The organism is Thalassobaculum salexigens DSM 19539 (assembly GCF_000423805.1).
GTDB classification, from domain to species: domain Bacteria; phylum Pseudomonadota; class Alphaproteobacteria; order Thalassobaculales; family Thalassobaculaceae; genus Thalassobaculum; species Thalassobaculum litoreum.
On sequence record NZ_KE384094.1, the window covers coordinates 759,611 to 776,625 of the forward strand.

Genomic DNA, 17,015 nt, shown 5'->3' on the forward strand with positions numbered 1-17,015 from the left:
AACCGAGGGGTGTTTGACATTGCGGACAGAGCCCCGCCACCGCACCCTGACCCCATGACACACGCCGTCCCGCCCTGCGTCGCTCTGCTCGCCGTCCCCGGTTGCCAGCTTCTGGACGTCGCCGGCCCGTTCGAGCTGTTCGCCTCGGCCGTGCGCGCCGGCTCGCCCGCGCCGGCCTATCGCGTGGTGCTGGTCGCCCCGGAGGCACGGCGGGTGACGACCGAGGCCGGGCTGGGCCTGGAGGCGCACGAGACCCTCGCCAGTCTGGACCCGGCGAGCGTCGATACCCTGATCGTCGCGGGCGGCCCCGGGTCCCGCCTGACTCCGGTGACCGGAAACCTGCGGGACTGGGTCGTCGCCACCGCCGCGGCCTGCCGCCGGGTCGCCACGGTCTGCACCGGCGCCTTCCTGCTGGCGCGCACCGGCCTGCTGGACGGGCGCACGGTCACCACCCACTGGCAGCATGCCGAGACCCTGGCCGCCCGGCACCCGGCCCTGCGGGTCGAGCCGGACCGGATCTATGTGGAGGACGGCAAGTTCTGGAGTTCCGCCGGTGTGACGGCCGGCATGGATCTGGCCCTGGCGATGATCGCCCGCGACCTCGGCCGCGAGGAGGCCCTGCGGATCGCCCGCTCCAAGGTCATGGCGATGCAGCGCAGCGGCGGTCAGCGCCAGTACAGCAGCGAACTCGCCCTGCAATCGGCGGCCGACGACCGGCTGGCCTCCCTGCAGGCCTGGATGTTCGACCATCTGGACGACCGGCTGTCGGTGGAGGACCTGGCGGCCCGCGCCGGCATGTCCCCGCGCACCTTCGCCCGCCGCTTCCGCGAGGCGGTGGGCGAAACTCCGGCCGCCTTCGTCGAGCGCGCCCGCCTGGACGCCGCCCGACGCCGACTGGAGCGGCCCGGCACGGCGGTGGAGCAGGTGGCGTTGCAGACCGGCTTCGTGAACGCCGAGCGCATGCGGCGCAGCTTCCAGCGCGCCTTCGGCGTCTCGCCCGCCGAGTACCGCCGCCAGTTCGGCAGCCCCGCTTCCGCCTGACAGAGGAGATGATGATGCGCGTCGGTTTTCTGATGTTCGACGATCTGGAGGAACTGGACATGGTCGGCCCGTGGGAGGTCTGGACCATGGCCGGCCACCTGAAACCGGAGATCGAGTGCGTGACGATCGGCCCGACGGACGCCCCGGTGCGGTGCGCCAAGGGCATGCGGGTCTGCCCGGACCACACGATGGAGGCCTGCCCGCCGCTGGACGTGCTGGTGGTGCCGGGCGGCCAGGGCACGCGGCGGGAGGTGAACAACGCCGAGCTGCTCGCCTGGATCGCCAAGGCGGCGCAGGGCTGCACCTGGGTGACCTCGGTGTGCACCGGCTCGATGCTGCTGGCCGCCGCCGGCCCGGCCAGGGGCAAGCGGATCACTACCCATTGGCGGGCGGTCGACCTGGTGCGCGGCCGCGGCGAGGCGGCGGAGGTACTGGACGACGTGCGCTATGTGCGCGACGGCAACGTGGTCAGTTCGGCCGGCGTGTCGGCCGGCATCGACATGGCGCTGTGGCTGATCGGCGAGATCTGGGAGCCGGCCTTCGCCCGCCAGGTCCAGCGCAACATGGAATACGACCCCGCCCCGCCGCATCAGGGGGCGGTGTAGCGGCTCACCACCTGCTCCGTCTCCCCGGCCCTGAGCCGGGGTCTAGGAAAAGTGTTTGTTGGAGCGCCACCTGGAAACGCTCCGTCACGCGGACCCCTGGGTCCCGGGGCAAGCCCGGGAAGACGGCAGGAAGGCGAGACGGCGACCTCGCTTATTCCGCCGCGCCGATGGCCAGGAACTTGTCGCGGCGTTCGGCGCGCAGCTCGCCGCCGTCGCGACCGACCAGCTCGCCGAGATTCCGGTCGATCGCCGCTCCCAGCGCGTCCAGCGCCGGGGCCGGCTCGCGGTGGGCGCCGCCCAGCGGCTCCTTCACGATACCGTCGATCACCCCGAGCTTCTCCAGATCCTGCGCCGTCATCTTCAGCGCCTCGGCGGCGTCCTTGGCGTGCTCGCCCGAGCGCCACAGGATCGAGGCGCAGCCCTCCGGCGAGATCACCGAATAGATCGCGTGCTCCAGCATCAGCACCCGGTTGCCGGCGGCCAGCGCCACCGCGCCGCCGGACCCGCCCTCGCCCAGGATGGTGGCGATCAGCGGCACCCGCACGGCGAGGCAGGTCTCGATCGCCCGGGCGATGGCCTCGGCCTGGCCGCGGGCCTCGGCATCGACACCGGGATAGGCGCCGGCGGTGTCGACGAAGGTCAGGATCGGCATCTTGAAGCGGTCGGCGAATTCCATCAGGCGGCGCGCCTTGCGGTACCCTTCCGGGCGGGCCATGCCGAAATTGCGGCGCACGCGCTCCTCGGTGGTGGCGCCCTTCTCGGTGCCGATGACGACGACCGAGCGGCCCTTGAACCGGCCCACGCCGCCGACGATGGCCGGGTCGTCGGCGAACGACCGGTCGCCGGCCAGCGGCACGTACTCGTCGATCAGATGGTCGATCGCTGCCTGGGCATGCGGGCGCTCGGGATGACGGGCGACCTGTACCTTCTGCCAGGGCGACAGCTTCTGGTAGGTGGTCCGGAGCTGGCGCTCGACCTTGGCCTCCAGTTTCGAGACCTCCTCGGCGATGTTCAGGTCGCCGTCGCTCGACAGATGGCGAAGCTCTTCGATCTTGCCTTCCAGGTCGGCAATCGGTTTTTCGAAATCGAGGAACTGATGCATGCGGGAAATCTACTCCGTTTGCGGCGGCGCACCATACCGATGCCGCCCGTTCCCCTCAAGCGCAGCCCGATGCGGTACCGGGGGCGGGCTCAGCGCTGTGCCCCGGGATGGGCCAGGGGATGATGTGTCTCGACCAGGGCCCGAAGGCGCTCGGTCAATACATGGGTATAGATCTGCGTTGTGGAAATATCGGCATGGCCGAGCATCTGCTGCACGCTGCGCAGATCGGCCCCGTGATCGAGCAGATGGGTGGCGAAGGCGTGGCGCAGAACGTGGGGCGAGACGCGCTTGCGGTCGATGCCGGCCTCCAGCGCCACCTCGTCCAGCAACTGGCCGAAGCGCCGGCGGGTCAGGTGCCCTTCGGCCGAGCGCGAGGGAAACAGAAAAGGCGAGGACCTGCCCGTCATGAACACGCCGCGCACCGGCTTGTAGTCGGCGATGGCGGCCATGGAGGCGTCGGTCAGCGGCACCATGCGCTCCTTGTCCCCCTTGCCGCGCACCAGCAGGACGCGGGGATCGCGGGCGACCGCGGCGAAGGGCAGGCCGACCAGCTCCGACACCCGCAGGCCGGTGGCATAGAGGATCTCCAGCAGGCAGACCAGGCGCAGGCCCTCCGGTCCGTCCATGTCCCGGGCGGTGTCCAGCAGGGCGTCGACCTCGGTCTCCGAGAGGATCTTCGGCAGCGGCCGGCCCTGGCGCGGCGCGTCCAGCACGGTGGTCGGGTCGTCGGTGCGGTGCCCGTCGCTGTACAGGAAGCGATAGTACTGGCGCAGGGCCGACAGGCGGCGGGCGGCGGTACGCGGCGCCATGCCGGCGCGCTCCAGCCCGTCGAGATAGCCGCGCAGGTCGTCGCTGTCGGCGCCCGCCAGGGCCCGTTTGCGCCCGCTCAGCCAGCCGGCCGCGTCGGCCAGGTCGCGCCGGTAGGCGTCCAGGGTGTTGCGGGACACGCCACGCTCGGCGACCAGCATCTCCAGGAAGGCCTCGACGGTGAAATCGGGGGTCCGGTCTTTCGGGGAAGCCGCCGGCTCGGGCATCTCAGAGGCCGTGGGCCAGGGCGGCTTCGGTGGCCAGACGCCGGGCCTCCGGCTCCAGCCCGATGGCGACCAGGGCGCGCACGATGTCGGCCAGGGCGGGAATGGCGATCTCCCCTAGGGGCGTCTCGCCCGGCGCGGCAACGCTGAGCATGACCGTCTCGCCCAGCCGCCGGCTGTCGGCCGCCGCCCGGATCGCGAAGGCGAAGGCGGTCTCCGGCACGGCGCGGATATCGATCGCCGGGGTCGAGACCAGCCCACGCCAGGCGTCGCTGCCGACCGGATCGCCGAGCGCCGCCATGAGGGCCAGGGCGGCCGAGCCGCGCAGGGTGGCCTGCTGCGGGTCGATGGAGCGCAGATGCGCCCACCAGCGCGCGACGGACGCGTCGTCGAACGCCACCGCCGGATCGCCGCCGGCCAGGCGCACCGCCGCCCAGAGCCGCAGCCATGCGGCCGACGCCTCGCCTGTACCGGAGGCCTCCAGCCGCCGCAGCCGCTCCAACCAGGGGCGGGCGGCGCGGAACTGGTCGGCCGCCATCAGGCCGCGCACCGCATCCTCGGCGAACCAGTCCACGTCGGAACCGGGGTCGAGCGCGACCAGGAACGGCGCGAACAGCCGCACCGTCTGGCGCCAGGTCTCGTCGTCCTCCGCCATCGCCATCGCCTTGGCGATCGCCTGGGCACGGGCACCCGGCGCGGTCTGCGCCTCCGTCGCGCGCCACAGGATCGCCCGGCTCAACGGCCCGGGATCGGCCTCGGCGGCGGCGATCGCCGCGTCCATCGACCCGGCGGAAACCGACACCTCGTCATACAGGTCCGTGACCTCCCGCGACGCGAGGGCGCCGGCGCGCTCCGCCTTCTCCGCCGCTTCCAGCCGCTGGGCGAAGGGGACGTTGGCGGCCCCGCGGGCCAGCGCCACCAGCACGGGCAGGGAATTGATCTCCGAGACGGTCGGCTCGATCTTCAGCCCCGCGACCCGGGCCAGGGCCAGATGCACCGGTCCCGCTCCGCCCATCCGGAACGGCGTGCCGGTCTGCCCGGTCGTGGCGGCCTGGACCAGCGCGGCGAACAGTTCGTCGTCGTCGCCCAGCTCAGACAGCAGCCGGGCGCTGAAATCGACCTTGGCGTCGCGTCCGGCCCGGGCATCGCAGACGGCGGCGACCTTGATCCAGAACGTGTCGGTCGCCGTTGCGGTCAACTGGCCGTAGAGATCGCAGGCGCGCTCGTCCTCCCCGCGCGCGAAGGCCGCCTCGGTCAGCGGCTGGCTCATCTCCTGCGAAACCCGGTCGGCCGGAATGCGCTCGGCGAGAACGGCAAGATCGTCGATCGCCCCCATGGCCAGAAGCCGCTCCGCCCGGAGCTGCAGCAGCGCGCCTTCCGGCGAAACGTCCCGAGGCGCCGCACCGGAACTCAGCAGCGCACGCCGCGCGAGATCGCGCAGCGCCCGACTGTCGGGCGCGGCGGGCAGCAGCGACACCAGCCGCAGGGCGATCTCGCCCGGGGTGCCGGTCCAGAAATCGGCGCTCAGGCCGCCCAGGGCGGGCGTCAGCGTGCCGGTCGCGTCGACCGTCAGCCGCTGCAGCGGGTCGATGGTGATCGAGCCGTCGACCGTGGTGCGGGTCCGAGGCGCCGCGGGGGCCCGCTGAAAGGTCGGCACCACCGGTGCGGTAGCGGCAGGGGGCTGGGTGGCGGCGGGGGGCCGGCCGAAGGCAGGAGGTTCCGGCTGGGTCCCGGTCGCCGGCGGCGGCCCGATCTGGATCGGCGCTCCGATCTGCGCGACGGCCCGATACGGCGTCAGCGCGGCAAGGCAGGCACCGGCAACCAGACCGACACGCAGCCAGGTCAGAACCGCGTGCGGGTGGCTAACGCGGGAACCGATCATTCGGGATCACCTTCTCGACCGGCGCCGTCGGCGCCGGTATGTCCCATGTCAACAGGAACACCGCGCCTCCGGCGAGGATCAGAACAATAAGGAAGAGCACAAACAGAGTAAAACGCATGGCCAAGGCCCGGTCGCCGGAATCGATACAGAACGACCCCGCCTCGCCCGGCGCAGGAAGGCGCGCCGTCAGTCGGCTGGCAGGTGTCGCGACGCATATGCTACGGTTCTAACTAAGGCGCGACGGTGGCACTTTAACCGGTGGCGCATGGCACGCGCAAACGAACCCACGGGATCCGGCCATGTCCGGGACATTGATCATGGCGGCTCGTCCGACCACACAGCCGGCATTGACCGAATCGCAGGCCGAGAGCGTCGCGGAACCCGCTCCGTCGCCCCCGCTCGCCCAGCCCCTGCTTGCACGGCCCCTGGTCCTGGTCGGCCTGATGGGCGCGGGCAAGAGCAGCATCGGCCGGCGGCTGGCCCATCGGCTCGGCGTGGCCTTCGCCGATGCCGACACCGAGATCGAGAAGGCGGCCGGCCGGACCATCCCGGAAATCTTCGAGGCCTTCGGCGAGGAGGAGTTCCGCAACGGCGAACGCCGGGTCATCCGCCGTCTGATCGAGAGCGGCGGCCCTCGGGTGCTGGCCACCGGCGGCGGCGCCTTCATGGCGGACGACACCCGCGCACTGATCAAGGCGGAGTCGATGTCGCTGTGGCTGAAGGCGGATTTCGAGACGCTCTTCGAACGGGTGTCCAAGCGCTCCAACCGGCCGCTGCTGAAGACCGCCGACCCCAAGGCCACCCTGCGCGACCTCATGCGGAAGCGCTATCCGGTCTATGCCGAAGCCGATCTCGTCGTGGAAACGCAGCGGGTCCCGATTGAGGAGACGGTCGATAAGGTCTATCACGCCGTGCTCGACCATCTGGGGCGCGAGGCCGCGCAGCACCAATGACGTCCCTCAACGACGGAAGACACATGAACGACATCGCAGTGGGCGACATCGAGACCGTCGCGGTCGATCTCGCGGACCGGCGGTATGACATCCGGGTCGGCGCCGGCCTGATCGGCGCGGCCGACCGGGAGCTGGCGGATCTGATCGACGGGCGTCACCTGGTCGTCATCGCCGACGAGGGGCTGGTCGGCGCGCCTCTGGGCGCGCTGGACGCGGCCCTGAAGGCCTCGACCGCCCGGCGGGTCGACACGCTCACCACCCCGGCGGGCGAGTCCGGCAAGACCTTCGTCCAGTATCAGGATCTCTGCGAACGCGCCCTTGCCCTGGGGATCGACCGGCGCACGCTGATCGTCGCCTTCGGCGGCGGCGTGGTCGGCGACCTCGCCGGGTTCGTGGCGGCCAGCCTGCTGCGCGGTCTCGACTTCATCCAGATCCCGACCACCCTGCTCGCCCAGGTCGACAGCTCGGTCGGCGGCAAGACCGGCATCAACACCCGCCACGGCAAGAATCTGGTCGGCGCCTTCCACCAGCCGCGCCGGGTGCTGATCGACACGACGGTGCTCGACAGCCTGCCGGAGCGCGAGCTGCTGGCAGGCTATGCCGAAGTGGCGAAATACGGCGCGCTGGGCGACCGCGGCTTCTTCGAGTGGCTGGAGCAGCACGGCAAGGCGGTGATCGCCGGCGACCCTGACGCCCGCCGCCACGCCATCGTCGCCTCCTGCCGGGCCAAGGCCGAGGTTGTGGCCGGCGACGAGCGGGAACAGGCCGGCGGTCGGCGCGCCCTGCTCAATCTCGGCCACACCTTCGGGCATGCGCTGGAGGCCATGGCCGGTTATGACGGCTCGCTGCTGCATGGCGAGGCGGTGGCGGTCGGCATGGTGCTGGCGGCCCGTCTGTCGGTCCGGATCGGCGCCTGCAGCGGGCAGGACGCCGAACGGCTGACCCGTCACCTCGACGCCGTCGGCCTGCGCACGGAGTTGGACGCGCTCGATCCGACCCGCAGCTGGACCGCCGACGCCCTGCTGGCGCACATGACCAAGGACAAGAAGGCACGCGACGGCCGGATCGTCTTCGTACTGCTCGACGCGCTCGGCGAGGCCCGGGTGCGCGACGACATCGACCCGGCGCATGCCCGCGCCCTTCTCACCCGGCAGCAGGCGGCCTGAGCCGGCCATGGATCTTCCGACGACGTTCGACATCGACATCGAGACGGCGATCACCCTGGGGGTGATCCTGCTCCTCATCATCATGTCCGGGTTCTTCTCCGGCTCCGAGACCGCGCTGACCGCCGCCAGCAAGGCGCGGCTGAGCCAGCTCGCCCGCAAGGGCAGCGGCCCGGCCGCCACGGTGGTCGCGCTGAAGGAGAAGAGCGACAGCCTGATCGGCGCCATCCTGATCGGCAACAACATCGCCAACATCCTGGCCTCCGCGCTCGCGACCAGCGCGATGATCGCGCTCATGGGCGAGAACGGCGTGGCCGTGGCCACGGTGGTGATGACCGTGCTGGTGGTAATCTTCGCCGAGGTCCTGCCCAAGACCTATGCGATCAACAATCCGGACAAGATGGCCCTTGTGGTCGGTCCCCTGATCCGCGCCCTGGTCTTCATCCTCACCCCCTTCACCTGGGCCACCCGGGTCATCGTCGGCGCCACGCTGAAACTGTTCGGCGTCTCCGTCGCCGCCGGTCTCGGCCATGACGAGCGGGAAGAGGAACTGCGCGGCCTGATCGAGATGCACGCCGATGGCGGCGAGGAGGTCGAGCACGAGCGCGCCATGCTGCGCAGCATTCTCGACCTGGCCGATGTGGAGGTCGAGGAGATCATGACCCACCGGGGCTCGGTGCGGATGATCGACGCCGACGCCCCGATCGACGAGCTGCTGGCCCAGGTGCTCGAGAGCCCGTTCACCCGCCTGCCGCTGTACCGCGAGGACCAGGACAACATCGTCGGCGTGCTGCACGTCAAGGCGCTGCTGCGGGCGATCCGCGCCGCCAAGGGCATGACGCCGGAGGCGTTCGACGTCATGGCCATCGCCGCCGAGCCCTGGTTCATTCCCGACACCACCACCCTGCTCGACCAACTCCAGGCATTCCGCGAGCGGCGCGAGCACTTCGCCGTGGTGGTCGACGAGTACGGCAGCTTCATGGGCGTGGTGACCCTGGAGGACATCCTGGAGGAGATCGTCGGCGACATCCTGGACGAGCACGACGTCGCCGTCTCCGGCGTGCGGCCGCAGCCCGACGGCTCCTACGTGGTCGAGGGGTCGGTGACGATCCGCGACCTGAACCGCGAGTTCGAATGGGACCTGCCGGACGAAGAGGCCTCCACCATCGCCGGGCTCGTGCTATATGAATCCCGCAAGATCCCCGAAGTCGGGCAGGAATTCTCCTTCCACGGCTTCCGCTTCCGGATCCTGCGGCGGCATCGTAACCAGATGACCCTGTTGCGGATGACCCCGATCACCGAGCCGAGCGGCGGCTGACCGCCTCGGCGCTCCTTCTTCCGCTGCGACGAGAGATTTCCATGCCGCTGAGCCCTCCCGTAGAGCGCGAACCCGTCCATGACCGCACCATCGTCTGCAAGGGCTGGCGGCGCAGCGACGGGCTGTGGGACATCGAAGGCCATCTGGTCGACACCAAGAGCTACGCCTTCCCCAACGAGTTCCGCGGCACCGTGGAGCCGGGTCAGGCGATCCACGACATGTGGCTGCGCCTGACCATCGACGCGGACATGACGGTGCACGGTGCGGAGGCCTCCACGGACGCGAGCCCGTTCCCGATCTGCCCGTCGATCACCCCGAACTTCAAGCGGCTGGAGGGCCTGTCGATCGGCGCCGGCTGGCGCAAGCAGGTGCGCGAGCGGCTCGGCGGGGTGGAGGGCTGCACCCATCTGGTCGAGCTGCTCGGCCCGCTGGCGACGGTGGCCTATCAGACGATCTTCGGCGAGAAGTCCCGCATGCAGCGCGAAGCCGAGGCCAGGGGCGAAGCGCCGAAGAAGACCGACGGTTCCGGCCGCCCCCCGCGCCTGCTCAACACCTGCCACGCATTCGCGGACACGGGTCCCGTGGTGGAAAAGATGTGGCCGCAATGGCACCGGCCGAAGGCGGAGGCGGGGGAGTAACCCGGCTCTTTACTCCACGCCCGTCATCCAGCGAGCTCCGGGCCTGACCCGGAGGTCGGCCGGGACCCTGGGAACGGGCAGCAGTGCCGGGTCCCGGCCCGCCCCCGGATCAAGTCCGGGGCCGTCCGGGATGACGGATAGGGAAAGATGGAGCTACCGCCCGACGAAGCTTGGCTTCTCCTTCGCCAGGAACGCCTTGTACCCGCGCTGGAAGTCCTCGGTGTCGAAGGCGTCGTAGCCCTCGTCGAGTTCCGCCGGCGAGAGCGGGGACGGGTCGGTGAGGCGGTAGACGAACTTCTTGTGCCAGCGCGCGGTCAGCGGCGCGCCCTCCGCGATCTTCGCCGCCCATTCATAGGCCGCGGCCTCGACCTCCGCGTCCGGCATTACCTTGTTGACGATGCCGTAGTGATAGGCCTTCTCGGCATTCAGCAGGTCGCCAACCAGCAGGATCTCCAGCATGGCGGAGGCGCCGTATTTCTTCACCTGAAACTCCAGCTCCTCCGCCGACTCCACCAGGCCCAGGCGCTTGACCGGCACACCGAAGCGGCTGCTCTCGCCGCAGATCCGCAGGTCGCACAGGGCCGCCAGCCCGAAGCCGCCGCCGACGCACAGCCCCTCGATCAGGGCGATGGTCGGATGCCGGCACGACACCACCGCATGGCCGGACGGGTTCGACGTCTTGGCGTAGTCGATCGCCGCCTTCTTGTCCTTGCGCACGCTCTCGAACTCGGAGATGTCGGCCCCGGCGGAGAACGCCTTGCCGCCGGCGCCGCGGATCACCACGCAGCGCAGGTCCTCGTCCGAATCCAGCGCGGTGAAGACCTTGCCCAGCGCGCCGAACACCTCGAGGTTCATGGCGTTGTGCTTGGACGCCCGGTTGATCGTCACCGTGGCGATGCGGTCCTCCACATGGACCAGCACATCCTCGGTCCCGCTCAGATCGCTCGTCCCCTTGACCTCGCTCATTCGGCTGCCTCCTGGTTGGGCAAAGTGCCGAGCAGGACCGCGCCCGTCTCGGCCAATCTGGCGATCTCCTCGGCGTCGTATCCGAGTTCCTCGAGCACCCCGGCCGTGTGCTGGCCGAACAGCGGCGAGGGCGTGGCGACCTTACCCGGCGTGCTCTCGAACTTGATCGGCAGGCCGATGGTCTGGACCGTGCCGGCGACCGGATGCTCGGTGGTCGGCACCATTTCGCGGGCGATGGTCTGCGGGTCCTGGTGCATCTCCAGCACGTCGAAGATCGGACCGGCCGGAATGCCGCGGGCCTCGAACTCCGCGAGCCAGGCGTCGCTGGTCTTCGTCTCGAAGCGGGCGTTCAGTTCCGCCTCCAGGTCCTTCAGGTTGGCCATGCGGTCGCCGTTGCTGCGGAAGCGCGGGTCGTCGGCGAGCTGCGGCGCGCCGATCATGTCCAGCATGCCGGTCCAGAACGCTCCGGTATTGGCGGCGATGTTGATGTAGCCGTCGGCGGTCTTCACCGCCTGATAGGGCGCGTTCAGCGGATGGGCCGAACCCATGGCGCGGGGTGCGACGCCGGTGGCGAAGGCGATGGCCGACTGCCAGTAGGTATGGGTGATCCCGGCTTCCATCAGCGAGGTGTCCAGGCGCTGGCCCTCGCCGGTCTTCAGCCGGTGGGAATAGGCGGCGCAGACGCCGAGCGCCAGCAGCAGGCCGGCGGTGATGTCGCAGACCGGGGCGCCGACCTTCACCGGCGGGCCATCCGGCCGCTCGCCGGTGATGCTCATCAGCCCGCTCATGCCCTGGGCGACCAGGTCGAAGCCGCCGCGCTTGGCATAGGGGCCGGTACGCCCGAAGCCGGAAATGGACGCGTAGATCAGGCCGGGGTTGATCGCCTTCAGATCCTCGTAGCCGAGGCCGAGCCGCTCCAGCACGCCGGGCCGGAAGTTCTCGGTCAGCACGTCGGCCTTGGCGACGAGCCTGCGCAGAATCTCCGCGCCTTCCTCGGTCTTGAGGTCGAGGACCACCCCGCGCTTGTTGCGGTTCATCATCATGAAGGCGGCGGCCTCGCCGTTGATCTCCGGCGGCAGGTTGCGCCGCGTGTCGTCGCCGCCCTTGATCTTCTCCACCTTGATCACGTCGGCGCCCATATCGGCGAGCATCAGCCCGCAGGTCGGCCCCGCCATGTGGTGGCACAGCTCGATCACCGTCATGCCCTGCAGCGGGCCGAACCCCCGGTTCGCCATTCGATCCTCCCGGTTTTCGCGTCTTGTTCTTGGTTGAGGACATTTCCCCACGGGGAAGCGCCGTCGGTCAAGGTGGCGAGCGCGGAAGGGGCGCCCACACTCCCCCATTCTCTACACTCCCCGGATTTATTCCGGGGTCCACGGATCGGCGCGCCCGTAAGCGGGAAACCTCAAGCTGCAGCGGTACCCCGCGTGGGCCCCGGAATAAATCCGGGGAGTGCGGAGGGGCAGGGAGCATCAACCCTTCCAACCACCCGCCCCAAGCGCCTTCAGGATCTCCGCCGTCGAGCCCGCGATATGGCGCTCCATCACCCGGCGAACCTCTACCCCGTCCCCGGCCAGCACCAGAGCCAGGATCTCCCCGTGCTCATCGTTCGACAGCGCCGCATGGCCGGTCATGCGCCACATCAGCCGCAGATAGCGCTCGTAGCGCGCCCGCAGGCCCGTCACCAGCTCCAGGGTGATCGGCCGGTCGGCGGCGGCGTAAAGCGCGTCGTGGAAGGCGGCGTTGGCCGTCATTAGCGCCGCCGGTGTCGATGCCCGCTCCATCGCCCCGATCGCCGCCCGGGCCGCCGCCACGTCCACCAGCGCCGCGCGCCCGGCGGCCCGCTCGGCCAGCCCCGGCTCCAGGGCGAGGCGCAGGGCACCGATTTCCTCCGCCTCCGCCGCCGACAGGCCGGCGACCCGCACACCCCGGTTCGCCACCGACACGGCCAGCCCTTCGGCCTCCAGCCGGCGCAAGGCCTCGCGGATCGGCGCCTGGCTGGTGCCGAAGCGCCGGGCCAGATGCTCCTGGGGCAGCCGCGCGTCCGGCGCTAGGACCCCGTCCAGGATCTCCTCGCGCAGCAGGGCGGCGATCTCCGCCGGCATGGAGCGCCGGCTCGGCAGGGGCGTCGGGTCGAGGGTCACGATCCCATCCTGATTGTTGACGTCGGTCTGTCTATGGATCATTTTATCGATTATCGATAATTTGGAGAAGCAAAATGCGACCGGATGATTTCGACGCGATCACCTTCGACGTCTACGGCACCCTGATCGACTGGGAGCCGTCCATTCTGGCCCGGCTGCGGGCGTGTGTGGATAGCCAGGGGGCGGACGGCCAAGGCGCCACGCCCACCGACGCCGAGCTGATCGACGCCTTCGACCGCGCCCGGGCGCATTACCAGATGCTGTCCCCCGCCCGGCCCTATCCGCGAATCCTGGAGCTCGCCATTGCCTATGTGGCCGGTGAATGGGGTGGCCGAGTGGACCCGGGCGAGCAGCAGGCCTTCGGCGCCTCGGTCGGCGAATGGCCGGCCTATGACGACAGCGTCGCCGCCCTGGCGCGGCTGAAGGAGCGGTTCGTGCTGGGCGCGCTGACCAACATGGACGACGCGTCCTTCGCGCGGTCCCGGGCGCGGCTGCACGAGCCGTTCGAGATCCTCGTCACGGCCGAGCGCGCCGGCGCCTACAAACCGTCGCTGCGACATTTCGTGCTGTCGCTCACCGACCTCGCGGCGCGCGGAATCCCGCCGCATCGGGTTCTGCACGTGGCCCAGAGCCGGCGCGCCGACGTGCGGCCCTGCAACCTGCTCGGCCAGCCCGTCGTCCATATCGACCGCAGCGGCAAGGCGCTCGGCCATACCGGCTTCGGCGCCGAGCTGGCGGTGCCCGACGCGACCTATCCAACCATGGCGGCGTTCGTGCAGGCGTTCGTCGACTGACCGGCGCGCCGGTCTCTTCCCGTCTCGACAACCCAGGGCCGACCGCGCATCTTCCCGCCAAACAACACGGAGGGACGACATGGCGAAGCCTCGGATCGCGGTATTCGCGCTCGGCGGGACAATCTCGATGGTCAAGGGCGAGGCGGGCGTGCGCCCGGGCCTGACGGCGGAGCAGCTTGTCGCCGCCGCGCCCGGCATCGACGCGCTGGCCGAGATCGAGGCGCGCACCGTCAGCACCATCGGCAGCTCGGACCTGTCCGTCGACAACGTGCTGGAGGTCGCCCGCGCCATCGAGACGGCGGTGGCGGACGGCATCGACGGCGCCATCGTCACCCAGGGCACCGATACCATGGAGGAATCCGCCTTCCTGCTGGACCTGGCGCTGCGGGCCGACGTGCCGGTGGTCGTCACCGGGGCGATGCGCAACCCGCTGTCGATCTCCCATGACGGGCCGGGCAACGTCTACGCCGCCATGCAGGTGGTCACCGACCCGGCCGTGCGGAACGGCGCGCGGGAGCTGGGGGTGATGGTGGTGATGCTGGACAGCATCCACGCCGCCGTCGATGTGGCCAAGACCAACACCAGCCGGATCGACGCCTTCGCCAGTCCCGAGGCCGGCCCGCTGGGCGTGGTGGTGGAGGACAGGGTGCGGCTGACAGGCCGCCCGGTGCGGGACCACAAGACCGCCCTGGACGCGGCCCTCGGCGATCTGACGCTGACCTCCGTTGCGCCGCCGCTGCCCGCGGTCGCGCTGCTGACCATGGCGATGGGCGAGACCGGGGCGCTGCTGGCGGCGATGGCGGCCGATCCGGACCGCTTCGGCTATTCCGGCATCGTGCTGGGCGCCATGGGCGGCGGCCACACGCCGTCCTGGGTGACCGCGCATCTGGACGCCCTGATCCCGCATCTGCCGGTGGTCATGGCCGGGCGCATGCAGGCCGGCTACCTGCTGGCCAAGACCTATGAGCGCGAGGGCTCGGAAATGGACCTGCTGCGCCGGGGCGTGCGCTCGGCGGGCCGCCTTCCGCCGCTGAAGGCCCGGCTGCTGCTGACGGCGATGCTGATGGGCGGGCTCGACCAAGGCGCCATGGACCGGGTCTGGGCCGCGACGAACTGATTCATCCCGGCTGACCGGCTGCGGCCGAGCCAAAAAGAGAGCGGCGCCCCGGTTGCCCGGAGCGCCGCCCGTCCCCCACCGCAACTGTGCCCGTCAGGCGGCCTGAACCCGCCCGACGAAGCGGTCGACCACATCGCGCAGCTCGCCGGAAACGACCGTGGTGCGGCCGGCCGCGTCGGTGACGTTGCCCACCGTCGCCACCGTGCGGTCCGTGGCCTCGTTCACCCCGCCGATATTGGCCGAGAGCTGCTCGGTCCCGCGGGCGGCTTCCTGCATGTTCCTGGTGATCTCGGCCGTGGCCGCCTTCTGCTCCTCGACGGCGGCGGAGATCGCCGCGGAGATCTCGTCCACCTGCTCGATGCTGGAGACGATCTCGCGGACCGCATCGACCGAGGTGCCGCAGGCTTCCTGGACGCGGCGGATCTTGTCGGCGATCTCCTCGGTCGCCTTGCCGGTCTGCGTGGCCAGGCTCTTCACTTCAGAGGCGACCACGGCGAAGCCCTTGCCCGCGTCCCCGGCCCGGGCCGCCTCGATCGTGGCGTTCAGGGCCAGCAGGTTGGTCTGCTCGGAGATGCTGGTGATCAGCTCGACCACCTGGGCGATCGCCTCGGACTGGGTGGCCAGATCCTCCATGGAGGACAGGGTGACCCGGGCCTTGTCGGAGGTGTTGCGGACCGTGTCGCTGGACCGGGTCACCTGGCCGACGATCTCGCCGAAGGAGGAGTCCATCTCCTCCGCCGCCGCCGACACGCTCTGCACGTTGGCGGACGTCTGCTCCGAGATCGACGCGACCTCGGAACTGCGGTCCTTGGTCTCCCCGGCGACGGTCCGCAGGGTCTCCGCCGAGCCGCCGAGTTCCTCCGACACGCCGCGCAGCTTCTCCAGCCGCTCGCCGATGCTGGTCTGGAACTCGGAGATCGCCTCCTCCAGCGCCGAGGCCCGTTCCTGGCGCCGCGCGTCGAGCTTGGCCTGTTCGGTCTCCAGCTCCTTGGTGCGGATCATGTTGTCCTTGAACACCTGCACCGCCCTGGCCATCCGGCCGATCTCGTCCTGTGCCTCCGTCGACGGGATCTCGGTATTCAGATCACCCTCGGCCAGATGCCCCATGCTCTCGGTCAGCGAGCCGACCGGGCCGGTGATGCTGCGGGCCATCAGAATGGCCGACAGAATGCCGATCACCAGCGCCGCCAGGGCGACCGCGCCGTCGATGATCAGCGAAATCTCGGCACTGGACTGCATGTCGGACCCCAGGTCGTTCTGCAGGGCCAGGTATTTGGTCTCCATCTCGTCGATCAGTTCGGCCGTCTGATCGCCCAGCACGTTCAGCTGGTCGGCGATCATCTGATTGCGCTTGACGGTCATCTGGACGATGGCGTCGAAGGTCTCGCCGAAGGAGGTCAGGTCCTCCTGCACGGTGATGGCCCGGAAATCGCCGGCATCGACCAGCTCGGTGACGATCTCCAGTGCATTGCCGAGAAATTTGCGCACATAGCCGATCGCTTCGGGGTCGTTGGTCACCAGATAACGCTGGGAGGCGAAGCGAACCTCGAGCGCGCCCTCCAGCGCATAGGCCAGGTCGCCCATCGCGGCGACGTCGTCCCACCCCTTGGCGTCCTCCACCATCTCCTTGATCAGGGACGTGAACCGCTCGCCGGTCTCGTCCAGGGTCGCCACGATCTTCTTGCGCTCGTCATGCAGCGCGGAGACCTGGGCGAAGGTCTGTCCATAGATGGTGATGTTCTCCTGAATCTGGTTCAGGAGAGCTGCCTGCTCCTCGTCGGTGATCGAGGACTTGGCTTCGTCGAGCAGGGTCTGGACATCGGCAAGGCGCATCTCGACCAGGGCGGCGGCACTCGCCGAGCCGCTGCTTTCGAAGGCCTTCGCGCTGATCTGGCTGGTCAGAATGGTCGCCTGTATCCGGGCGATCAGATTGGTGTTCGTGGCAATGGCGCGATAGCCAGTGACGCCCTCGCGGGACTGCCAGAGGCTGTAGCCGGCCTGGGCGGCCAGGACGAGCAACAGCACGATGATAATGCCGAAACCCGCTGCGAGCCGAGTGCCGATCCTGAAGTTCGACAGGTACGAATGGGCTGACATTATAAGCACCCTTATGGTTCTTCGATTCCTCCGCTGCCCTAAGTTGTAATAGAAAAATTAAATTTTCCTGAAGAAATAAAGGGTCATATTTTCCACGTTTTCGGCGGAAAATTTCGACACTTTATTTCGCAGCGCACAAAAGCGGCGCCCCCGGCAGTCATCGC

General features: G+C 69.7%; 15 protein-coding genes. 8 read left to right on the forward strand and 7 right to left on the reverse strand.

Annotated features, from left to right (window positions below):
* Window positions 1-54: 54 nt before the first annotated feature.
* Window positions 55-1,041: a GlxA family transcriptional regulator gene (locus G578_RS0118750; RefSeq protein ID WP_028795554.1), complete on the forward strand. Its 987-nt coding sequence runs from the start codon at window positions 55-57 to the stop codon at window positions 1,039-1,041.
* Between the two features lie 14 nt (window positions 1,042-1,055).
* Window positions 1,056-1,646: a DJ-1/PfpI family protein gene (locus G578_RS0118755; protein ID WP_211228960.1), complete on the forward strand. Its 591-nt coding sequence runs from the start codon at window positions 1,056-1,058 to the stop codon at window positions 1,644-1,646.
* A 151-nt stretch (window positions 1,647-1,797) separates the two neighbouring features.
* Here G578_RS0118755 and G578_RS0118760 read toward each other — a convergent pair whose 3' ends face one another.
* From G578_RS0118760 to G578_RS0118770, 3 genes are all read right to left on the reverse strand, one after another.
* Window positions 1,798-2,748 carry an acetyl-CoA carboxylase carboxyltransferase subunit alpha gene (locus G578_RS0118760; RefSeq protein WP_028795556.1) on the reverse strand — a complete coding sequence of 317 codons (951 nt, stop codon included), beginning with the start codon at window positions 2,746-2,748 and terminating at the stop codon, window positions 1,798-1,800.
* A gap of 89 nt (window positions 2,749-2,837) precedes the next feature.
* The gene (xerD, locus tag G578_RS0118765; protein ID WP_038015177.1) at window positions 2,838-3,782 is read right to left on the reverse strand and encodes a site-specific tyrosine recombinase XerD; all 945 of its coding nucleotides are present in this window, start codon (window positions 3,780-3,782) and stop codon (window positions 2,838-2,840) included.
* A gap of 1 nt (window position 3,783) precedes the next feature.
* Window positions 3,784-5,661, reverse strand: coding sequence for a hypothetical protein (locus tag G578_RS0118770; RefSeq protein WP_028795558.1), 1,878 nt, complete (start codon window positions 5,659-5,661; stop codon window positions 3,784-3,786).
* Window positions 5,662-5,978: 317 nt separating this feature from the next.
* On the opposite strand from G578_RS0118770, the gene G578_RS0118775 reads away from it, so the two are divergent.
* Genes G578_RS0118775 through G578_RS0118790 form a run of 4 tightly spaced genes read left to right on the forward strand, consistent with a single transcriptional unit; the run spans window position 5,979 to window position 9,733 of the window.
* The gene (locus tag G578_RS0118775) at window positions 5,979-6,614 is read left to right on the forward strand and encodes a shikimate kinase (protein WP_028795559.1); all 636 of its coding nucleotides are present in this window, start codon (window positions 5,979-5,981) and stop codon (window positions 6,612-6,614) included.
* A 23-nt stretch (window positions 6,615-6,637) separates the two neighbouring features.
* Entirely contained in the window at window positions 6,638-7,780 is a 1,143-nt protein-coding gene (gene aroB, locus G578_RS0118780) for a 3-dehydroquinate synthase (RefSeq protein WP_028795560.1), read from the forward strand.
* Window positions 7,781-7,787: 7 nt separating this feature from the next.
* The gene (locus tag G578_RS0118785) at window positions 7,788-9,095 is read left to right on the forward strand and encodes an HlyC/CorC family transporter (protein WP_028795561.1); all 1,308 of its coding nucleotides are present in this window, start codon (window positions 7,788-7,790) and stop codon (window positions 9,093-9,095) included.
* 41 nt (window positions 9,096-9,136) lie between these two features.
* Window positions 9,137-9,733 (forward strand): DUF2889 domain-containing protein, encoded by a 597-nt coding sequence (locus tag G578_RS0118790; protein ID WP_028795562.1) that lies wholly within the window; start codon window positions 9,137-9,139, stop codon window positions 9,731-9,733.
* A 153-nt stretch (window positions 9,734-9,886) separates the two neighbouring features.
* Here G578_RS0118790 and G578_RS0118795 read toward each other — a convergent pair whose 3' ends face one another.
* From G578_RS0118795 to G578_RS0118805, 3 genes are all read right to left on the reverse strand, one after another.
* Complete coding sequence (locus tag G578_RS0118795; RefSeq protein ID WP_051245006.1) at window positions 9,887-10,699, reverse strand: enoyl-CoA hydratase/isomerase family protein; 813 nt, start codon at window positions 10,697-10,699, stop codon at window positions 9,887-9,889.
* Complete coding sequence (locus G578_RS0118800; protein ID WP_028795564.1) at window positions 10,696-11,934, reverse strand: CaiB/BaiF CoA transferase family protein; 1,239 nt, start codon at window positions 11,932-11,934, stop codon at window positions 10,696-10,698. Before G578_RS0118800 ends, G578_RS0118795 begins: the two co-directional genes overlap by 4 nt.
* Before the next feature lie 237 nt (window positions 11,935-12,171).
* Window positions 12,172-12,885 (reverse strand): GntR family transcriptional regulator, encoded by a 714-nt coding sequence (locus tag G578_RS0118805; protein ID WP_051245007.1) that lies wholly within the window; start codon window positions 12,883-12,885, stop codon window positions 12,172-12,174.
* Between the two features lie 32 nt (window positions 12,886-12,917).
* Here G578_RS0118805 and G578_RS0118810 point away from each other — a divergent pair, with 32 nt between their 5' ends.
* Both G578_RS0118810 and G578_RS0118815 read left to right on the forward strand, forming a co-directional pair.
* Window positions 12,918-13,637, forward strand: a complete 720-nt coding sequence (locus G578_RS0118810) for an HAD-IA family hydrolase (RefSeq protein ID WP_028795566.1) — start codon at window positions 12,918-12,920, stop codon at window positions 13,635-13,637.
* 79 nt (window positions 13,638-13,716) lie between these two features.
* Window positions 13,717-14,754 (forward strand): asparaginase, encoded by a 1,038-nt coding sequence (locus G578_RS0118815; RefSeq protein WP_028795567.1) that lies wholly within the window; start codon window positions 13,717-13,719, stop codon window positions 14,752-14,754.
* Window positions 14,755-14,847: 93 nt separating this feature from the next.
* Here G578_RS0118815 and G578_RS0118820 read toward each other — a convergent pair whose 3' ends face one another.
* Window positions 14,848-16,851: a HAMP domain-containing methyl-accepting chemotaxis protein gene (locus G578_RS0118820; protein ID WP_028795568.1), complete on the reverse strand. Its 2,004-nt coding sequence runs from the start codon at window positions 16,849-16,851 to the stop codon at window positions 14,848-14,850.
* Between the last annotated feature and the right edge of the window lie 164 nt (window positions 16,852-17,015).